This window comes from Clostridium sp. HMP27 (assembly GCF_000765165.1).
Taxonomy (GTDB): domain Bacteria; phylum Bacillota; class Clostridia; order Clostridiales; family Clostridiaceae; genus Clostridium_AK.
The window spans coordinates 13,445-35,584 of the sequence record NZ_JMFY01000029.1; the positions used below are offsets into that span (position 1 = coordinate 13,445).

General features: G+C 28.9%; 16 protein-coding genes. 1 reads left to right on the forward strand and 15 read right to left on the reverse strand.

What is annotated here, in order from left to right:
- Positions 1-103: 103 nt before the first annotated feature.
- From DP68_RS13175 to DP68_RS13225, 11 genes are all read right to left on the reverse strand, one after another.
- Positions 104-1,216: an ATP-binding protein gene (locus tag DP68_RS13175; protein WP_035310284.1), complete on the reverse strand. Its 1,113-nt coding sequence runs from the start codon at positions 1,214-1,216 to the stop codon at positions 104-106.
- Positions 1,217-1,526: 310 nt separating this feature from the next.
- The gene (locus DP68_RS13180) at positions 1,527-2,426 is read right to left on the reverse strand and encodes a type II restriction endonuclease (protein WP_291549179.1); all 900 of its coding nucleotides are present in this window, start codon (positions 2,424-2,426) and stop codon (positions 1,527-1,529) included.
- Between the two features lie 24 nt (positions 2,427-2,450).
- On the reverse strand, positions 2,451-4,346 hold the full coding sequence (locus DP68_RS19280) for a DpnII family type II restriction endonuclease (RefSeq protein ID WP_081957225.1): 1,896 nt from the start codon (positions 4,344-4,346) through the stop codon (positions 2,451-2,453).
- Positions 4,333-5,118, reverse strand: coding sequence for a site-specific DNA-methyltransferase (locus tag DP68_RS13190; RefSeq protein ID WP_035310288.1), 786 nt, complete (start codon positions 5,116-5,118; stop codon positions 4,333-4,335). The genes DP68_RS19280 and DP68_RS13190 overlap by 14 nt, the downstream gene beginning before the upstream one ends.
- Before the next feature lie 62 nt (positions 5,119-5,180).
- Entirely contained in the window at positions 5,181-5,918 is a 738-nt protein-coding gene (locus DP68_RS13195) for a DNA methyltransferase (protein WP_035310289.1), read from the reverse strand.
- Positions 5,919-5,975: 57 nt separating this feature from the next.
- Positions 5,976-6,503 carry a hypothetical protein gene (locus DP68_RS13200; protein WP_035310290.1) on the reverse strand — a complete coding sequence of 176 codons (528 nt, stop codon included), beginning with the start codon at positions 6,501-6,503 and terminating at the stop codon, positions 5,976-5,978.
- 40 nt (positions 6,504-6,543) lie between these two features.
- Complete coding sequence (locus tag DP68_RS13205; protein ID WP_035310292.1) at positions 6,544-8,607, reverse strand: DUF262 domain-containing protein; 2,064 nt, start codon at positions 8,605-8,607, stop codon at positions 6,544-6,546.
- Between the two features lie 499 nt (positions 8,608-9,106).
- Positions 9,107-9,478, reverse strand: coding sequence for an HIT family protein (locus tag DP68_RS13210; RefSeq protein WP_035310294.1), 372 nt, complete (start codon positions 9,476-9,478; stop codon positions 9,107-9,109).
- A 15-nt stretch (positions 9,479-9,493) separates the two neighbouring features.
- Positions 9,494-11,314 carry a DEAD/DEAH box helicase gene (locus DP68_RS13215; protein ID WP_291549188.1) on the reverse strand — a complete coding sequence of 607 codons (1,821 nt, stop codon included), beginning with the start codon at positions 11,312-11,314 and terminating at the stop codon, positions 9,494-9,496.
- A gap of 8 nt (positions 11,315-11,322) precedes the next feature.
- Positions 11,323-13,098, reverse strand: coding sequence for a hypothetical protein (locus DP68_RS13220; protein WP_035310296.1), 1,776 nt, complete (start codon positions 13,096-13,098; stop codon positions 11,323-11,325).
- A 136-nt stretch (positions 13,099-13,234) separates the two neighbouring features.
- Positions 13,235-15,724, reverse strand: a complete 2,490-nt coding sequence (locus tag DP68_RS13225; RefSeq protein WP_035310298.1) for a DEAD/DEAH box helicase family protein — start codon at positions 15,722-15,724, stop codon at positions 13,235-13,237.
- Positions 15,725-15,821: 97 nt separating this feature from the next.
- Here DP68_RS13225 and DP68_RS13230 point away from each other — a divergent pair, with 97 nt between their 5' ends.
- Entirely contained in the window at positions 15,822-16,133 is a 312-nt protein-coding gene (locus DP68_RS13230) for a nucleoside triphosphate pyrophosphohydrolase (protein ID WP_035310301.1), read from the forward strand.
- Between the two features lie 12 nt (positions 16,134-16,145).
- Here DP68_RS13230 and DP68_RS13235 read toward each other — a convergent pair whose 3' ends face one another.
- From DP68_RS13235 to DP68_RS18985, 4 genes are all read right to left on the reverse strand, one after another.
- Entirely contained in the window at positions 16,146-16,538 is a 393-nt protein-coding gene (locus DP68_RS13235; protein ID WP_291549245.1) for an HIT family protein, read from the reverse strand.
- Positions 16,539-16,626: 88 nt separating this feature from the next.
- On the reverse strand, positions 16,627-19,359 hold the full coding sequence (locus DP68_RS13240; protein WP_035310305.1) for a DNA methyltransferase: 2,733 nt from the start codon (positions 19,357-19,359) through the stop codon (positions 16,627-16,629).
- A 282-nt stretch (positions 19,360-19,641) separates the two neighbouring features.
- The gene (locus tag DP68_RS13245) at positions 19,642-20,229 is read right to left on the reverse strand and encodes a hypothetical protein (RefSeq protein ID WP_035310306.1); all 588 of its coding nucleotides are present in this window, start codon (positions 20,227-20,229) and stop codon (positions 19,642-19,644) included.
- Between the two features lie 365 nt (positions 20,230-20,594).
- Positions 20,595-21,890, reverse strand: a complete 1,296-nt coding sequence (locus tag DP68_RS18985) for a PD-(D/E)XK nuclease family protein (protein WP_052085799.1) — start codon at positions 21,888-21,890, stop codon at positions 20,595-20,597.
- Between the last annotated feature and the right edge of the window lie 250 nt (positions 21,891-22,140).

A 22,140-nucleotide genomic window follows, 5' to 3' on the forward strand; every position in this document is an offset into this window, starting at 1 on the left:
AAATATATGATTTTAGCATATCTATTTCTAGCCTTATCTATAGCTCTATAAAATTAAACCTCCATAAATCTGATATTCTCAAATTTATGGAGGTCCCTAGATATTAGTTATCTTTATTACTTCCTACATTATTATAAGTATACTCAAATGAACGCTTCCCTACATCCTTTGCAGTTGTTACATCAAAGTATTCCTTTAATACCTGTACTTGATCTGAAGGCTTTTCGTATTGGATACTTACTTCCTGTTTTATAAATGGCGCCCTATATTTATCTACTAAATTATACATACGATTTAAAACTTTCTCGTAAGTTTCTGAATTTATATCAATTCCATCCTTAGTTGACCATATAGGAAGTTTTTTAATATTCTCTCCTTCAATAAATACCTCACCAACAAAGTTTTCATAGCTGTGTCCCTTCTTTATAAGATTTTTTCTCCATAAGGTTTTTTCTGTTTTATCATGCTCAAGCACTACTCTTCCATTTACAATAATATCCCATCCATTTTCTTTTGAGGTAACATTGTTATGAAGCATTATTTTTGTAGTTATTCCATCAAAGCTTTCATATGAAGATTCAGCTATTTTAATACCATTTATTACTGCTGGTTTAAGAATATTTTTATTAACTTCTATACTAAACCCCGCTTGTAATTTATATCTATATCTTAATTCAATTTCATTTATTAATTCATTTATAAACTTGTGCTTAGAAAAGTTTTTACAAATTTCTTCATACAAATTACTTATAATTATAGTCAACCCCTGAGACAAGTTATCTTCAAAAGCTTCTTCCTTAATATTGATATCCCAATTGTCATTCTTCCCCCATTTGTCTACGTCAATTTTTATTCTACAGGAATAATCAGGCCTATTGGATAAAATTTCGATCTTCTTGCCTATCTTTAAAAAAGCTCTCTTAAGTCCTATTCCATGCCCACCAGTGTATTCTATTGAACTTCCAATTTTAAGGGCATCTCCAAATATCTTGTCTCTTGAAATTCCACCACAATTATCACTTATCTGAAATTCAGCTCCGTTAATTTTCAATTCAACCTTATATCCTTGTAATCTCTTAGGATTTGTTAAAGCTTCTGCAGCATTTATCGAATTGTCTATTAAATCAAATATAGCAGCTTGAATTCTTATGTCCTTTGTAATTGTTTGGATAACAAATTCTTTAGTTGGAGCAGCATTCACCTTATTATCTTTCATAAATATACTCCAAAAAATTCTTTTCAGTTTAGCATATTATTGAACTTACCGAAATATAACTAGAGTTACTTGAAGTTTTTAATGTAACATTTTCTAGTTAATCATTATCACATTAGAGGCAAGACCTTGCCATGGAGTCAGGAACCATAGCGGAAACCCAGGTACAGTTTCCTGCTTATTAATTGCTATAGATATCTTTCGATTTTAAAAAGGTCCTAATTAATATCTATTTATGTAAAAATCATTAATAAAAAATAGATACTTATAAGTTTGCTTCAAGTATCTATTCTTATTATAAATATTTATAAAATTATCCTTCTATTAAAATCTCTTCCAACATCCCATCCTGAACCATAGTTAAGTTCAATAAATAATTATTATGCTCAAAGGTTTCTTGCAGTGGTTTACTTGCAGTAATCCATCCTAATCCATCAGTAATCCATATAAGTTCATGTCCATCAGAAGTTATTACATCTTGAAGAGTCTTATATTCTCCTGCGGTAGCTTTAAGCTTAGAGCCTCCCCCACCATAATAATTTGTTTCTACTAAAAATAATTTTTCATTGGTTTTAATGGCAAAATCAAAACGTCTACTTGCCTTATCTACTTTTACTTCTAAATTCCATCTACTCTTTATTCCATTAGGCGTAGCCTGAGCTATATAATCATAGCCATGCTTTTTACATAGTTTTTTTATATATGCCTCTACCAAATCTTCCATAGCAGTTCCTGAGCGATTTTTTCGTCCATTGCTATCAAGTCCAACTTCTACGCCCATTACATAATCAACTAAATTTTTCACCTGTTTATTTTGTATTATTTTAAGTATTCCTGTATTTTCACAAAAATCAATAACCCTATTTATTTCTTCTTCAGATAGGTTTTTATGTTTATTAAATTCATATTCCTCAAGTTCAAAACTTATATCTTCCTTATCTTCAGTTTTTAGTATTTTAAATGTATTTTCTCTACAAGCTATAAGTACAGGTATCACTTGTACAACTTCAGGATATTGGCTTAATAACATTTTAAATTCTTCTTTTACATTTTCTTTTCCTATTAGGTAATTTAATATATTAAGATTAACCTCTACACTTTTAACATTTAGATTTACCTTATTCCAATTAACAAAGTAATTCCATCCTTTTATACTATCCTTTAAAGTACTTAAAAGGTAATTAAATGTCTCGTTAGATTTTATATATTTCATGCAAAACTCCCCCATAAATTATGATTATATTTCAAATACACTCCTAATTATTTCTTCTAGCATTCCGTTTTTACACATATTAAAATTTAATAGGTATTTTAAATGTCTATACCCTTTTAATAGCTGAGGTTTTTCTTCATTTCCCCAGCACTTTTTACCATCCGTTACTAAAGCAAACTCAATTCCATCACTCTTTAAATCTGACTGTCTATTTATATATGAATCTATTATTTCTTCTGGTTTTGAGCCTGAGCCACTGAAAAAATTTGCTTCTATATTCATTACTATCTTTTCTTTTATTAATATAAAATCGGCTTTTCTATTGGCTATATCATCCGATATTACAAATCCCTTTTTTCTTAATGTTTTAAACTGCTTTTGAATCATTATCTCTATTCCATACTTTTTCGCAACACCCAATACTATGGGCTCAAGGGCTAATTCAAATGCTAAGCCACCTCTATTTTTTCTTGCATTGCTATCTAATCCCACTTCACATCCCATTAAATAATCAACTAAATGTTTCTCTAATAAATCTGTGAATAAGTATTTTAATCCTATTTTTTTAGTAAAATCTAAGTATTTTTCTATTTCCTCTTCAGTTAATTTTTCATCCTCTTCAAAATTAAATCTGTACTCAAGTAAGTCATCTTCCATAGACTCTATATTTATAACTTTTAAAACTTCTTTACCCTTTTTCAAATTTTCTCTTTCATCTTTCGATAAAGCAAATAAAGCTGGTAAAACATTTATCACTGTTGGAAATCTCTTAACTATTTTCTTAAAATCTTCATCATAATTTTTGTTTTTAACCAATGCATTTAAAGTATTAAGTTCTATATTATATTGATTTATAATTGTAACTGGCCTTTCCCAATTCACATAGAAATTAAATCCTCTATTTGTTTCTAATAAAGATTGGGTAAATATCTTTACTAATTCACTAGATTCAGCTTCCAAGTACCCTTTTATTTGTGTATTCTCTTGGGTTAATGCTACTTCTATTTTGGCATCATCTTTATAATTTGTTATTAGTAACTCTGTAATCTTACCTCTTCCGCTACCTACAGAATTTATATTTCTTTTAGCATAAACTCTTTTTATATTAAACTCCGAATATAAATCATCAAAAAAAGTATCTTTTTCATCTAGGTTTTTGGGATCTGAATTACTTAACATTACTTTTGCACCTTTAGCATCTATTGCTTTATAAAAATCCCTTAACAAAATCTGTGCTTCATCATTAAAATTACTTTTATTGTAGGCTGTAAACCCCCCGACTGTTACTGGTCTATATGGAGGATCACAATATACAAATGTGTTAGCATCAATATATCCTTCTAGTTCAGTAAAATTTTTATTTAATATCTTAACTTTAAATTCTCCATTTTTATTTTTTAAATTTAACAATCTAGATACTTCCTTCAACTGCGCCTCATCGAAGAAACTTGGATTACTGTATTTGCCAAACGGAACATTAAACCCTCCCTTGGAATTCTCCCTATATAATCCATTAAAACATGTCTTATTTAAAAATATAAAATATGCAGCTGATTTTAAGCTATTACAAGCAGCATTATTAAAGTTATCTCTTATTTCATAAAATAGTTCTTCTCTTCTTTCAGTGTCTGCTTCTAAATATTTAGTTTTCAATTCTTGTATTTCTTGAATTAAGTCTTCTGGTTTATCTCTTATAACCGTATATAAATTTATTAATTTAGAGTTTATGTCGCTTATAATATACTCTTCAAACCAATCATTTTCTAAAAAACAAATGAATACAGCACCAGCTCCTACAAAAGGCTCAACATATCTCTTTAACTGTTTAACATTCGTAGGTAATTCTTGTATTATTTCATCCAAAAGCTGAGTTTTCCCTCCAGCCCATTTCAAAAACGGCTTTACACTATTTTTTATCATTTAATTCACTCCGATTCATATTGTCTTCCGTTAGTCTTTTATATGCTAAATCTAAATAATCCTTTTCTATGTCAATACCAACAAATCTTCTATTATGCATAAGCGCCGAAACTCCACTGGTTCCCGAACCTACAAAGGGATCCAATACTAAGTCTTTTTCATTTGATGCGGATAATATTACTCTTTTCAATAACTCTAAGGGCTTTTGTGTTGGATGCTTTCCAAAGGTTTTTTCTCTTTTGGGAGTGGTAGGTATTTCCCAAAAGCTTCTCATTTGCTTTCCTCCATTTAACTGCTTCATAAATTCATAGTTAAATGTGTGCTTTGCTTTCTTATTTTTCTTAGCCCATATTAAAATTTCATGGCTTGCTGTAAAACATCTGCACCCCATATTAGGTGCTGCATTAGGTTTTATCCATGAAATTTCATTTATTATGTAGTATCCCATTTCTAGTAGTAAATATGTTATTTGATGAATACAATGATAGGTTCCAGATATCCATATGGTACCTTCATCCTTCAAAACTCTATCACAACTCTTAAGCCACTTCTTATGGAATTTTACATCTTCTTTAAAACCCTTTGATTTATCCCATTCTCCCTTATTTACACTCACCATCTTACCACTTTGACAAGTAATTCCATCATTGCTAAGCATATATGGTGGATCTGCAAATATTAAGTCTATAGACTTTTCTTCTAATTTTCCTAAAACTTTATTACAGTCTCCCTGATATAATCTAAAATCAGTATTTTCTTTATATGTATTCATAATAATCACCATTAATATAATTTTTAAACCTAATAACCTTTTTATTGTACATTAAAAAAGAGCTATTGTGGTAGCTCTTTTAAAATTTTCTTAAAAACAAACAAATATTCGTGGGCTATAAGAAGAAAATTCCTCTTCTTGCTTATCTCTATCCACTTTTTTGTAGATGAACAATTATGCTGCTCTTTAATAATTATTTCTTTTAAGATAAACCCAGCATTTATAAAACTATTCATTACATTAAATCCTAATGGCTGAATAAATCCATTCTTCCTTGTATCTCCTATAAGAATAGCACAATAGGAGTTTCCCTTAAGAACTCTAAAGCACTCCTTTGCAACTTTATCCATAGCTTTGTAATATCCCTCTAAACTTAGCAAAGATATATCATCTTTATTATACTTGCTGTATTTAATAATATTTGAATATGGAGGATGAGTACAGATTAAATTTATTGTTTCATCTTTTATATCTTTTAAATCTTTTGCATCGCCTTTTATAATAGATATATTTTTATTAATATAATTACTGCATCTCTTGCTAGCTAAGAGTAAAGCATTATCATTAATATCTATGCCTATAAATTTTCTATTCAACAGTGCAGCCTCTACCGCTGTAGTTCCACTTCCTAGAAATTGATCTAAAACTAAATCGCCTTCTCTGCTGTATCTTAAAATAATATTTCTAGGAACATAGGGACTCCAATTTCCTGGGTAATCGCCTTTATGTGTTGCCCAATCCCCTCTGTCCTTAAAACTCCATATTGTAGTGCATTGCAATTCTTCTTTAATAGAGTTCATCAATAATCACCTCTACTTAGATTATTGACATAAAATTAAAAAGTAATAACAAGATTTCTAAACAAGATTATTTTCCTTTAAACCATTATATAACATAGCCCTGCCACTCCAATTCCAGTATGTTACGTCCTGCTCTATAAATAGCCATTTAATAGCTTTTAATATTGCATCTATAGGATGTCCACTTTTAAAATTAATTTCATTATATTCACTATCTGATACATATTCGCAGTTATATGACTTGTTAATAACATCCTTTACTTTTTCATATTCACTTGAATTTTCCACAACCTTCAACTTTAAATCTTGAATTATATTATCGTGACTTGGCATGTCCACCATGTTTCTAGGCCTAAATTTAATATTTTCAACATGAACTGTAAAATCAACACCCTTATTTAATGCCGCAGGTCTTTTAAGATATATTTTATCTCCATTCTTTAAAGTTTCTACTTCATATATATATCTTGAACACTTATCACCTTTTCCTGTTCCAGGTTCCTCATCTAAAAACTTTGTAATTACTTGACTTCTAATTTCCTTTCTTGTCCCGATCACATTTAGTTTTTCATGGGTTGTTGACATGATAACACATCCTTTTAATTAAACTTTTTTATGCAAAGTTCTAATCTATATAAAATGTTAGCTCATTGTAATCTAAATTATATTCATCAAATATAGCTCTTAAAGTAGCAAGTTTGGCTTCAGTATTTAGATTTTTTTCTATAAACACTTTATCTGAAATCTTTGAAGCAGTTCTTAAAGCATTCTCTTTATTTGAAAAGCGTTTATCTAAGTATTCTTCATGAAACTTTTTATTTGTAAGCTTAATAAATATAGATGGATCAATATCATAAAGTATCATACAAACTTTTTCATATAATTGAGTCCAATTTCTTACTTTATATTTATCACCCATAAAAATAAAAGAACTAACTTTTGTATTAGTAAAATCCTCTTCGTCTACCAGACTATATAGATTATCTATTAGGCGTTCTTCTGTATAGCTTGTTTCGGGATACTTCCAAATTTCTACAGCATTATTAAATAACAATTCAATTCTTTTTAGTATTGTTTCTTCATTCCATGTATCGATTAAAGTTAGGTATTTATTTAATTTTAGCCTACTATCCTTAAAACCTTTATCCATTTCTTTTTTCTCATTAAAAGATCTATTGCTCATAGATGAGTTATATCCCGTAAGAGTTAAATTTCCCATAGTATGCACATATTTATTATATATTTCTTGAAAATTTTCACCTAATTCTTCCTTCCAGGTTTTGTTCAAAGTTTGAGGCATTATATGTTCAATAGTAAGTTCATTGCTTGATATGAGTGTTTCTATATCAACTCTCTCATTATTATTATGATTCTCTAGCCTCTCTAGTAAATATATTTTATTTTTACTTTTCCAATTATAAACGGATTCTTCATAAAACTTTTTTCTAAACTCATCATCATCTGGCATTCTTTGTGAAGACTTTTTATTCATTAAAATATATTTTAATATTTCTACATAGTTTTCTTTGTAATCGCTATATTTTTTTATTTCTTTACCTAATGCCATAAATACCTTATTTAAAGCATTAGTTGCTACTCCACACATAATTCTTCTAAATATATAGCTTTCCAATATGCTTAAAATCTCGTTTACTTGATTATCATTTATTAATCTATTGGAATAGTCATCAATTAATTCCAATAAAAACGGATATGAAACAGTTACCTCTAACTTATTTATTCTTTTTAGCTTCTCGTCAGCATCTTTCAAACCAATATTGTTAGTAATTATCTTATTATAATACAGAGAAAATACAAGCATATCCTTAAGACATATTTCTATATCTATATTATTATCATTTATATATCTTTTAAAATTAACATATATTTTGCTTATATTTGGAATTTTACTTTCTTTCATAGTTATATAATCTCTAATAAAATCAGTAACTCTATATAAGGTATTTTTTTCAACTTTGTGCCAATATTTATTATAAAGCTCTTCTTGCCTTTTTGAAGATTGACCCATTAAAATAAAATTTCTAACTTTATCAGCATCATTTAAATCTAGACCTGTTGAATTTAAGCTTTCAAATATAAGCTGGGGATCATCTTCCCCATTTTTCAATTCAATTTCTACTATCATAAGTCTTTCTATGGCTGAATATATTTCTTCAATTGTAATTTCTCCTTCTAAGATTCTATTATAAAAATACTTATAATTTATAGTTACATTAGAGTTTTCTGTATATTCATCATTACCATTAAATAATTTTTCAAAGGCCTCTCTGTCATCTTTTATTGGCTTTAACTTTAACTTTCTGTCATCATTAATATACTGATTTATTAAGTATTGATTAATAATTTTTTCTTTTATTATACTATTAGTTCTTAATCTCCCCCATCTCAAAATGTTAAATATCGCCAGCAACATCAATGATACTGTAGTAATTCTTTGTTGCCCATCTATTATTAAATACTCTCTGTTTCTTCCACTATCATTATATATAGATACTATAGTACCAAAAAAATGAGCTTTATAATTGTTTCTTATGACACTAATACAGTCATCATATAGTTGTTTACATTGCTCTCTTTTCCAGTCATAATTTCTTTGATAAACCGGAATTACGAAATTAGTATCCGATGATTCTAAAAATCTTAATAAAAGTTTTTCATTAGCCTTCATATTTCTGATCCTCTCTTTTAATTTTTAATAATGCAAATTTTTATGTTTTCATAGAATTAGTCTTAATTAAAATAATAGAGACAATTTTTATCTTATGCTATCTACTTCGCTATTTCTCCTTCAATCTCCTTCTATAAAACTTTCTTTCTCTAAACTCTACTGCATCCTTAAGACGTTTTAGAAATACTTTATTATCTTTAAAGCCTTCCAGTTTACTGTTTAGACAGAAGGTATCCCCCTCTTTATAGAAAAACTGGCTGGTGGATTTTAGGAGGAATTTTATTGGGTTATCTTTAGTTAGTTTTATATATTCTTTTTTACCCCAATTTTTATATTTGCTGGTTGAGTTAAAGCAAAATCCCCTCAAACTATGGTATGAGGGAACATAAAACGCACTTCAATATTTACTTAAAAACCTTAGAAAGCTCCAGTCAAGCCTCTCCCTATGTGTCAGCTCCAATCAAAAACTGGAAAGAGTTTTTCACTTGCTATTTCTCCCCTAATACTCCACCTCAGCCCTCTTAAAATTTCTAATCCCCCCTCTAGGATTCTCCACATCTCCTCTATATCTTGGTATCACATGCACATGAAGATGCATTACTGTTTGCCCTGCGTGGTATCCGTCGTTTACTCCTATGTTATAGCCTTGGGGCTCATATTGAATATCCAGCATTTCTTTTGCTTCATGCAAAAGGCTGTAAATTGCTTTTATTTCTTCCTCTGAGGCTTCAAAGAAACTTTGAAAGTGTCTTTTAGGTATTACTAAAGTGTGGCCTTCGTTTACTGGAAACTTATCCATTATTGCAAAGGCATATTTGTTTTCTGCTATTATAAGTTCTTTATCATAATTACAAAATAGACAATTTGTCATATTAATATTCCCCTCTTATGCTTCTAGTTTCTTAAAGTATTCTTCTAGCTTTTTATCACATATTTCTTCAATGTGTTTTTTATCTTCATCAGTGAGTTTTTTCCATATGTTTGAGTTAAATTCTACATATTCCACATCTCTTGATTTTTTCATAAAATTCATTTGCTCGTATTTATCAAAAGGATTTGAAAATATGTTCTTTTCTATTTCCTTTCTTGTGTAGCTATCCGTACAGTAAGGACTTTTTGGCTTTTCTACTATTAGCCCCTTATTTTTTCTATCTTCATAGAAATCTATGAAGTAATCTACTATATCTTCTATAAGAACTTTTCCTTTATCATTTGCATATTCAAGCATTGCTTTTAAAAGTACTGGCTTGTAGGAATATGCCATGGTCATTTTGCTTATAAAGTCTATAAATTTATCCTTCATGTTTGCAGCAGTTATAAGCTCCCATCCAAATTCCTTAGCATATTTTTCAATGCTTTCTTCCTTAAAATAATTGAAAGTTTTATTTGCCATGGGCACTTGAAAATCTGGAGTTATTAATCCCTTCTTTATCCTATCTGCAATGGCTCCTTCCTGCACATATACTCTTCTTACAAATTCTCTTTCTGAAATTAAGTCCTTAACTTTATCCTGCCAATTGAATAAATCTATATATTCATAGTCATAGGCACTTACAGGAAAGTCCAAATATGCTGCTGGCTTTTCTCCTCTTCTTATAAGCTCATCTTCGATAACCATATCCTTTTTACCTCCAAGTACCAATGCTCCTGGAACGTATTTATCCATATTAAACAATCTATAGGCTGAAAGGGGCATGTTGAAAAGTCCTGCATTATCTATGAAGTCAAATACCATTAAACATTCTTTACCTTGAAATTTTCTAGTTCCTCTGCCTAACTGCTGAAGATAAATAGTTTTTGACATAGTTGGCCTTGCCATAAAAAGCACTTCAGTTCTTGGACTGTCCCATCCTTCATTTAAAAGGTCACAGGCACAAAGCACATTTAAATCTCCATGTTCATATTCTTTAAGTATATTTTCTCTATCTCTTTTCATAAGGTAGCCAGACACCGCTTCTGCTCTTACCCCTTTAGTCCTAAATATTGCTGCTACTTCTTCTGCATGTTTTACCGATGCACAAAACACAACAGTCTTTTCATTTTTAACATATTCTAAATAAGTATCCACTATTAAATTATTTCTATCTGGTACATAAAGCTTGCTTTCCAAGTCACTTGAATTATACTTAATTCCATTTATTCTAACGCTCTGTAAATCCACATTGGTTTTAACTCTAATACATCTTATAGGCACAAGTTCTCCAAGCTCCACAGCTGTTCTTAAGTCCAATTTATGAGCTACCTTTTTAAATAATTCTAATATACTTTCTCCATCAGCTCTTTCAGGGGTTGCAGTTAGTCCCAATGTAAATTCAGGCTTAAAATAACTAAGTAGCTTTTTATAAGTTTCCGCTGCTCCATGATGGGCTTCATCAATTATTATGTATTTAAAATCCTCAGCATTAAAATCCTTTAAATTTGCATTCATGCTTTGAATTGTGGCACATAATATAAAGGCGTCCTTTTCCTTTCTGCCGCCCTTATACACCCCACAGCTTTTATCTTTCCATAAACTTTTAAATGTGTTTTCTGCTTGGTTTATAAGTTCATCTGTGTGAGCTATAAAAAGAGTTCTCTTATTAAATCCCTTGGCATCCTCCACTGCAGTAACAGTCTTCCCCGTACCCGTTGCATGATAAAGTAAGGCTATGGATTCTCCGTTTTCTCTCATAACCTTTAAATTATCTATGCATAAAAGCTTGTACACATTACATGTTAATTTATATCACCATTTCTCAAGAGATGGTAAATAGGATAACTTATAAATGTTTCTTTTTCCCTATCGTTCATTTTATCGATTAAGTGTTTTGCTTCTTCTTTTTTATCTAATAAGATAAAAGTTGCAACTAACATCTCTATGTTGTCATTATAAGTTTCTTTTATGGCTTCTATTTTATCTACATCACATTTACGTAATTCTCCTAACCTATGCTTAACTTGAGCAAGATTTATAAATATGTAATCTTCCTTACTTTCTTCATACAGCCATTCAGATAAACTTTTCATTAGATACCTTAATTGTCCCTGTTGAGCACTATTTCTATCATATGCTTTAATAACTTCTAATAAAAACATATTTACATACCCAATATCTATATTTCTACTATGATACCTTTTAATATCATTTATAATTTCTTGTGCATCAATATTATCAGCTAATAGGCTTTCCTCATCTAAAATTAGAAATTGACTGAGCTCTATATTCTCTGTTGGTTCATTTAATACATAAGTGACTCTCCAGTTGCTTGTGAAGAAGTCTTTAATTTTATAGCACCCATTCCTTTTATCTTCTTCTATCATTAGCATAATGAGAATATTAGCTATTCTCATTTTTACTAAATGCGATTCTGATAAATTTATATTATATTTTTTAATAGACGGGCAATCTTCTGTTATTATGTCTAATTTAATATAATCTTCCTCTGTAATTTTATCCAGATTTAAATCTGTTTTTACTCCATAAAATTTCAAACGCTTTTTTATGAGATTTAACCTATCAATTCTTTCATAGAGTTCTTTTTCTTCGTTTAAATTAAAATGTTGAAATTGAAGTACTTGTGTATTTATACAAAATTCCTTATTTTCTATCATATCTCTCAAAAAATATAAATCTCTTATTCTTTCATTCAATGTGCCTTTAAAATCAATTTTGAGATTAAAATCACAGTATCCAGGATTCTCACTATTAGGCATTATTATTCGAATTGCTTTTCCACATATTATACTCGGAACTCCGTTTTCCCATTGCACATATGCATCTTTATAATAAACCTTTTCTTTCAATGCTATTTCAAATTTTTGCTGTATGTTTATTATTGCATTACTAATCTTTTCAATTGGTATTGGATTTCCTATTCCCTTTGGTTCCATATACACATATATATCACGTGTCGTCAATTCTTTAAAAAATGTTGATTTATTAGGTTCGACTGTACTATAACTAAATTTAAATTGTTTAATTTGATTTTTTATATTTTCTGTATCTTCAATGTATAAAAAATCGGGTAATAATGTACCAAATTGTTTTTTTCTATTTTGTACAAAATTAAGAAATATATCTGCTAAAGCTCTCTCTTCTGTTGGAGTAGGCTTTAATTCTATTTCTAATGTCTTTTGATGATCATATCTTTTAATTAAACGAGCTAAATCCAGGGGTAATAAAGAATTATAATAAATCCTATCATTGTTTTGTGTAATATAGACTACAAAAAATATTACTCCTCCATCTGTATGAAACTTTTTTATGCTTTCTAAATCTATTCTAAATTTTATATTATTATTTTCTATTTTACTTACTTCACGTCCTTTTACTTGGACAGGAACTCTACCTATTAAATCTTCATTTTTCTTGTTACAATTCTTATTTCGATAAACAAACACATTTCCATCCCATATTGGTGTCTTATCATTACTGTCAATATAAGTTTTTAGATATGAATTTCTTGATATTAGCTTTTCAATAGTAGACGTAGCAGCTATTTCAACATCCATAAAAATTTCCCTCCACCCCAAACAATTATACATTCAAATGTTTTTATTAATAGCGTTGTATTAAAGGTTGTTACATAATAAAAATATGTTTCAGAATATCGTTAATATTTTAAATAACTTACTATATCCTAGTGAATTATTTATCTCTCTCCCCCAATCTCCTCCTATAAAACTCTCTTCCCCTAAACTCTACTGCATCCTTAAAATATTTTAAAAATGCCTTATTATCTTTAAAACTTTCCAGTTCACTGTTTAGGCAGAAGGTGTCTCCTTCTTTATAGAAAAACTGACTAGTGGATTTTAGTAGGAACTTTATTGGGTTATCTTTAGCTAGTTTTACGTATTCTTTTTTACCCCAGTTTTTATATTTACTGGTTGAGTTATGTCTTAAAAGGTCTATACCATTGGAGGCTTTAGAATAAAAGTTTTTAAAGCTCATATATATATCTTCATCATCTATTTTTGCTTTAAAGTTTCCTTCATTATAAAAGGCTAAGAATACTGGAAGCTTGTAAGTTTTGCTCATACTTGTGGTTTCCAGCATATTTATAAATTCCTCTGCTTTTGTATTTAAAAGAGCTTTTTCTTCCTCCGTTAGCTCATTTAGTTTATCTAAAAATCTTAAATAGTTATTGAATATATTTTCTTTGGACTTTTTCTTCATATTTTCATATATACTATCGTCCATGTAAGTAAACATTTCAAGTCTTGAAGGAGTTTTACCTACAATTCCCTTAACTCTGTAGTAATCTTCTATTATTAAATCCTGTATCTTTTTATTAGCTTCTTCCATCTTTTTAAATATATCTATAAGCTGCCACTGAAAATCAACTAAGCAATCCTCTGGATAATCTTCTTCACTTGGAATGTAACTTCTATCATTTCTTTCCTTTATATGAGTGCTGTCTCCAGTTAAGAAAAATGGAACTAAATTAGCCTTTTTATAATTCCCTATAAAATCTAGTACATTAAGATACTTTTTATCTCCGTATTTTCTAAGTCCTCTGCCCAGCTGCTGAAGAAATACTGTAGGAGACTCTGTAGGTCTTAAAAACATTACCATATCAATGGAAGGAATGTCTAAACCTTCATTAAACATATCCACTGAAAATATTACTTTAATTTCTCCCTTGGTAAGTTTACTTAAAGCTTCTTCTCTATCCGTATTTCCTTCCTCTTCCCCGCTGTATACTGCACAAGCTTTTATCCCTTGGCTGTTAAAGTAATCTGCCATAAACTTTGCATGCTTTTTAGAAGTACAAAATCCTAGTGCTCTACTGGTTTTATACTTTTTATAATTGTTTACTATAAGCTCTGCTCTTTTATTTATGCTTAATGCTTCTTCTAACTCTTTTTCATTATATTTTCCATTTTTAAATTCCACATTTTCATAATTAATGCTTTCATCATATATTCCATAATATCTAAAAGGCACTAGCCATCCTTTATTTATAGCAGTTTTAAGTCCCACTTCATAGGCTAAGTTATAATCACACAAGGCATATACATCTTTATTATCTAATCTGTCTGGAGTTGCTGTAAGTCCCAGTAAAAACTTAGGATTAAAATACTCTATTATATTTTGATAATTTCCTGCCGCTGCATGGTGAAACTCATCAATTATTATGTAATCAAAATAATTCTGTGGAAAATATTCTTCTGTTAAATAATCCTTCTTACCTAAGGTCTGTACCGTTGCAAAAAGTATATCCACATCCTTATCTCTTAGGGAGTTCATAAAAAATCCTGTTTTAGCGCTTGTTCTTACATTTTTAAAGCTTCTTTCTGCTTGATTTAATATTTCTGCTCTATGAGCCACAAACAGCACCCTACTAAACTCCATAGAATCAAAGGCTGCAAGATAAGTTTTTCCTACTCCTGTGGCTGCTACAACTAAAGCTTTGTCTAAGCCCTCATCTCTGGTTTTATTAAGTTCATATAAGGCCTCTATTTGTGCTTCCTTGGGACTTGGATATAAAATTACCTTATCTTCCTTAGGCTCTTCATCCTTTTCTATTTCCTTGTAAAGCTTAGGTCTTACCCACTGCTTAGAATACTTTTTAAGCTCATCTTCATCTATTATGATGGAATTATTAAAAAATAAATCCTCAAAGGTATCTTTATAATATTTAAAATCACTTTCATTATTTAACTTGCTTATTCTATAATTCCACTCTATACCATAGGTTAATGCAGATTTTGAAATATTGGAGGAGCCTACAAATATATCTCCTCCATCTTCGTACTCAAATATATATGCCTTTGGATGAAAGCTTCTGCTCTTATCCTTGTAAAATCTAAGATCTACCTTATCTCCTAAAATTTCTTTTAAAAGATACAGTGCTGAAGGCTGAGTTATATTCAAGTAATTTCCTGTTAAAATTCTTATGGGAATATCTCTCTGTAAAGCTTCCTTTAAATCATCTCCCAAAAGCCTTACCCCTGATTCCATTAAAAAAGCTACTATTATATCAATGCTGTTAGCCTTTTTAATAGAAGCTTTTAATCTTTTATATAAATGATCATCGTCACCTGTAATGCAGTTTTTATGAAAGGACTCTATATCCTTATTTGCTATTTCTTTTATTATATTTGTTCCTTCTATACTTTCATATAATTTATTCATTTAATCACCTTCTTGTAAAAGATAGTGCTATCATCTTTGACAGAGCACAGCTCCAAGTGTAAAATTTATTTATAAATTAAAACAAGGAGTGTTTCTTATGAAAATATACAATAAATTAGTTCGAGATAAAATTCCTGAAATTATAAAAAATTCTAATAAGGCCTTTGACTCCCATATAGCTTCTAAAGATGAATCTCTTGAGCTTCTACATAAAAAACTTGATGAAGAAGTAGCTGAGTTTCACAATGATAATAATTTAGAAGAACTTGCAGATATTATGGAAGTAATTTTTGCTCTTAGTAAAAACCTAGGTTATACTGAGGAAGACCTTCTAAATAAACGCCTAGAAAAACGTGAAACTCGCGGCGGCTTTGATGAAAATATTGTTCTAGAAAAAGTTTATGAATAGTATGATGGTTTATTATCCGTCATACTCTACCAAAGCCCTTTTAAGATTCCTAATCCCCCCTCTAGGATTCTCCACATCTCCCCTATACCTTGGTATTACATGTACATGGAGATGCATTACTGTTTGTCCCGCGTGGTATCCATCATTTACTCCTATGTTATAGCCTTGAGGCTCATATTGAATATCTAACATTTCTTTCACTTCATGCAAAAGGCTGTAAATTGCCTTTATTTCTTCTTCTGAGGCTTCAAAGAAGCTTTGAAAATGTCTTTTAGGTATTACTAAAGCATGCCCTTCATTTACTGGAAATTTATCCATTATTGCAAAGGCATATTTATTTTCAGCTATTATAAGTTCTTTATCATAATTACAAAATATACAATTCATATTGTTATTTCCCTCAATTCTCCTATTTTCTATTTATATTTTAGCATAAAAATAGGACATTTGTAGGGAAATTACAAATGTCCTTGAGGGTAATTCATTCTACTTATCATGTAGATGGCACTATATATTCCTGATACAACCCAAATAAATACTCAATCCTTTTTGATTCACCATCAAATGGCTGTTTTCTATAGCATAAATCAACTGCCCTATCTAACTTTTTATGAATATCATTTAACTTCTTAGGCATAAGTAATGCATTGTATAAGTTTGATAATGATTCATTTTTATATTCAGCTCTTATTGCTAATAATTCACTAGCTAATTTTTCAACCTTGTTTTTATTTAATTCATATGGATCTTGGGGCCAAGGAAAGTTATTATAAACAACGGTATTTGAGTATCTATAATCACTTTTAATTCTTCCACATACATATTTTATCCATGTCATATGCATAAGAGAAGTTAGCACTCCAAAATGGTATAAAGTTACATTCTTTATAATACAGCAAGAGTCTCCAACTATATTATCTTTATTAAGAAAGGCAATAGGTATATATTTTCTATTTTCCGAGCTGTGCCTCGGGATGACAATAAAATCATTATTAGGCTGTCTTATTTCCCCAAACAAATAGGGATACTCAGCTAATGTCTTTGTTGCTTTTCTTTTGCTTTTTAATCTATAGTCTTTAACTTTTTCAATTCTCTTCATTACTTCTGGCAATTGTTTAATGTCCTGCGGATTGCAATCATTCAGCCATAAGCACCATCTCTTTTCCCCATTTAAAAATTCCTTTGCACTAATAAAAGGTCTTATAAATTTTTCAGCTTCAGGCTCTTTATTCAAAAACTCTTCTTTCTCTTTATTAGTAAATAAGAAATTGCCATCATCATTTGGCATATTTCCAAAGGATATTTTAGGAATATTGTTATCCAAATGATGCTTTCTGCTAGTTATGATAAAATCTTCTTGATTTACTAAATAAGGATTGATATTATTTACCTTTATTTTTATAGGTGTTGAACTTGGAGTTTCATAATCGTATAAAAACTTTTCATGATTTTGCGATGCATTGTCAGAGAATCCTATTATTGACACATGCACCTGAGCATTATTCTTAGTTTCATTACTCCACTTAAAACTTCTATGTGCAAAATTTATCTTAATATTTTCTTTTAGTAAATAGTCCCATAATATTACCACCTGCTCACCCTGAGTTATAGAATTAGTTGAAACAAGTGCTGCTTCTATTTTAGTATTCTTTATATACTCACAGGTTTTTATATACCAACAACAAACATAATCTAACACACCATAGTTTTTAATTTTATCTTTAAAAACTATCTCCATCTCTTTATTTTGAATATCTAGCCTATTTTTCTTGCTAATAAAGGGAGGGTTGCCCAATATATAATTTAAGTCTTGCTTTTTTATTATATCTTCCCAATCTACACTCAAAGCATTAGTATTAAATATATTTGCAGACTTTAATAATGGTAACCTTACAAAATATTGTCCAAATTCTTGAGATAACTTCATATTCATTTGATGATCAACTAACCATAAGGCTACTTGAGCTATTCTAGTAGGAAACTCTTCAATTTCAATTCCATACATTGAGTCAACATCTATTCCTTCTTGAATTGTCTGAGCAATTATTCCTGTTTGTATATAATTATCTAAAATAGATATCTGTTTTTTTATCTCCATCTCTAGCTTTCTTAATTCCATATAGCTTACCACAAGAAAATTCCCACAACCGCAGGATGGATCTAATATTTTTATGTTTTTTATCTTTTTTAATAATTCTTTTAAATATTTTTTATTATTTTTATTCTTATAGAAATCCTGCTGTAAATCATTTAAAAATAAATCATTTATAACTTTTAAAATATTTTGTTCTGATGTATAATGAGCACCTAAGTTGATTCGCTTATTTGAATCCATTACAAATTGAAACATTGAACCAAATATTACAGGAGATACCCCGCTCCAATCGTATCTGCAACATTGTAGTAACATATCTCTCATTTTCTTATCAAATGTAGGGATAGAAAATTGTTCTCTAAATAATGCACCGTTAATGTATCTGAAATCATTAAGATCTTCATCCAAGTTCTTTTGTCTTTTATCATAATTAGTATCTAACACTTGAAATAATAATGATAAATACATTCCTGTATCCGATCCATCTTCTTTTGTTTTTTTCTTAATAAAATGATAAAATTGCTTATAATTGAATATTTCTGTATTATCAGCAAATAAACAAAACATAATTCTAACAAGGAATACTTCTAATGCATGTCCTACATATCCTGTACCCTTTAACATATCATGTAATTTTCCCATTAATTCAGCAGCTTGAATATTAACAACGTTTTCTTCTTCATATATTTCTTTTTCTTGTCCTAAAATAAAGCTGAATAAATGAATATGCTTGTACAACTCTTTTGTTTCAAAGTTATATACTCTATCAGCTTCTAAATCATACAGTCTAAAATTTAGAAAATCTGAAACTATAACATATTTAGGCAACTCTTCTTCCTTCAATCCTGCAAAGTAATCTAATGCTTGAGAATATGCTCTATCTAAATTTTTGCCCTTTGATTTATGTTCAACAATTAATGTGCCTTTCCAAAACAAATCAATAAATCCAGGCTTATCTCCTAATTTTTTTACTGGTTCCTCAAAAGATGCTACTCGTTTACGTTTAATTCCAAATATATTAAAAAAGTCATCCCAAAATGTTTTTGCCTCAGATTGTTCCTTTGTATCATTTTTCCACTCATTAGAAAATTCTATCGCACGTTTACGTATTTCATTCCATGATAAACTCATTGATACATTCTTTCCCTTACATATTATTACAATTTATTATATATAGGAAGAACCGAAAACATGCGATAATATTTAAATAAAAAACTAATGCAGTTGAAACACGCCTCCAAGTTTACAAAAGAAAATTTCTATGGCTTAATTGTACTCATAGAATTTTAGCCTGATATTGAATTAAAATCCATTTTATGATTTTGCCATAGAGCATTTTATCACATTTAATAAAATAAACTTATATTATGTTTCTGCATCTTTACCTATACATAACTTTTATAAATTTATTTTTTATGTTAGTAAATCCACTATTGCTGTTAATTTATCAGTTAATTCAAGTAAACATTTAACTAGTTTATCTCTATCTATATATATAGTTTTAATTACAAAGTCTTCTATATCACTTGTCATCTTATCTTCTTGTTTATTATATGAAGTATTAGCCTTATTCTTTTCTGTAGCTACATTAATCTCATAGTCATAACCATGGAATACATTTTTAATTATTTCTTTAAGCTTTTCAGTGTGTATATTATGTTCTTCTAGCAAATCAGGAATATTTTTCATACCAGTATTTGTAACATTCATCGCTACTCTTTTCCAACTAAGACTTATGTCAATATTATTATTTTCTCTGTCTTCTAAATATACCTTTAACATTATTATATCCTTATAATATAAAAAAAACGTAAGTCTATTATTTTGTTTGTCCAATTTAGGGCGATCTAGAAAAACCTTTTTAGAATCTGTATTTACTTTCTCATTTGTACTTTTCCAAAACTCCTCAAGTATATCTTTCTTAACACCTGAGCACTTAGTTAAAATCTCTTCTACTTTTTCATTAAAAAAACCTTCATAATGCAAATCTTCTTGCTTCATTCCAAACCCCTCTTTCACTTAAATTTAATAAAATCATAGATAAACGACACTAACATATATACGATTCAAGCTATGATATTATTACTAATATTTATTCATTTATAGCTGAGAAATTTATTGAATTCTTTCTTGAAACTCAAAATCAATACTTTCTTATTGACTATTATATTGTTATTCTTTAAGCCAATTTTATATGCTTGATAAGCTAAAGATTAAATTTACAGTTATAGGGCATTCTTTTCTTTACTTATAATATCCATAATAATCTTAATAAAAAATAAGCATGTACCACAAAAACTCATGCTTATTTTTTTATAAATATACCAATAAGAATCTATCAATATCTTTCTAAAATGCTAATTATTTTACTCTTCAACTCTTGTTATTTCAAATCCTTGCTCAACAGCAACTTTAATAAATCTATCAATATTAGGCTTTCCCCAATCATTACTAACCACAAATTCAATATTGTCTGAAGATACTAGTATTTCATCGGGCTTCATAAAAAATCTTTTTAAATCCTTGTTCTCAGCATCTTCTAAAGTCTGTAAAACGCCTGAACTTCCTTGAATATTATCACTAAATGTATGTTTTAGTTCATCAAAAGTAGGATTTTTTGATTTTACATATTCTTTTATAACAGCTAAAACCAATCTTCCCTTACCATACTTATTACCATTAAACAAATACTTACCATAATCTTTATTTGATTTCTTTGATATTGTACTGATCATGTTATCTATATTTTCTCTTTCTTGCTCATTAATATCTTCATTATCCTTTAATGCATTTAGCACTGCTAAAAGTAATGGCTTATTGCCTTCCCAAAAATCAAGTAATAATTTTTTTTCTCTCTCGCTGATTGCCATAACTAATCCTCCATTTTTGATATTTTCTTCTTTATCTATTGATGGGTAACTCAAGCATCTCAAATAATTATCAAGAAATGAACTTGTCTCTGGTGATAATTGCTGCATTTTACATGGCTCCAATACATAATCAACTAAGTATTGATAATTTATTTGAATATATTTTTTACATTGGCACTGCTGTTCAATCAAACTATATAACTCACTATTAGGTATTGGTGAAAGGTATAAAAATACCAATTCGCTATTTTCTTTAAAATTTTTACTTGCCCATTTATAATATTCAATTGTTTGCTCTGAGTGCTCTTCAGAATAAACTTTATTTTCCAATATTATTTTCATATCAATAATTTGTGATTCTTCACAACCAACCTGTAATGACAAATCAATAAATATATCAATTCTTTTATTTTTGTCAATAACCTTTTCTCTTTCTATTTTCACATCAATAATTTCATAATTGCCTGTTATTATATAATCAATAAGGTATTCTGGAAATAAGTCTAATTTCCCTTTTGCATACTGACAATCAAATAATGACATAACTATCATTTCGAGAAATTTCCTTATTGGATAATTTCCTAGTCCATGATTCTGATCTGGGTTTATTATCCATGCTAAAAAATTACTATGAACATTCTCATTTCTCATAATACCCAAAGTATCGAAAATACCCTTAAAATCATAATATGATTTTAATTCATGGTATTCTTTTGAATTAAAAAGTTGAATAATTGATTTTTTAACATCTAGGTCAATATTTTCTGTATTTATTTTAATTCCCTCTGACATGTAAACACCTCTTTTTTATATTATTTAGGCTTAATCGTAATAATCAGCCTTTTATTTCAAGACTCAATGGAGAGTCTGAAAATCATTAGTTCTTAGACTTGTGCATGTCCATTTAATTTCGATATTTAAATGTGACTTTTAAAATATATAAATATTAAATTTTTAATATTTAATTACTATATATACAACCCATTCTATTCTAACACAAAATATGGATATATATTATAATATTACATAATTTATCAATTAT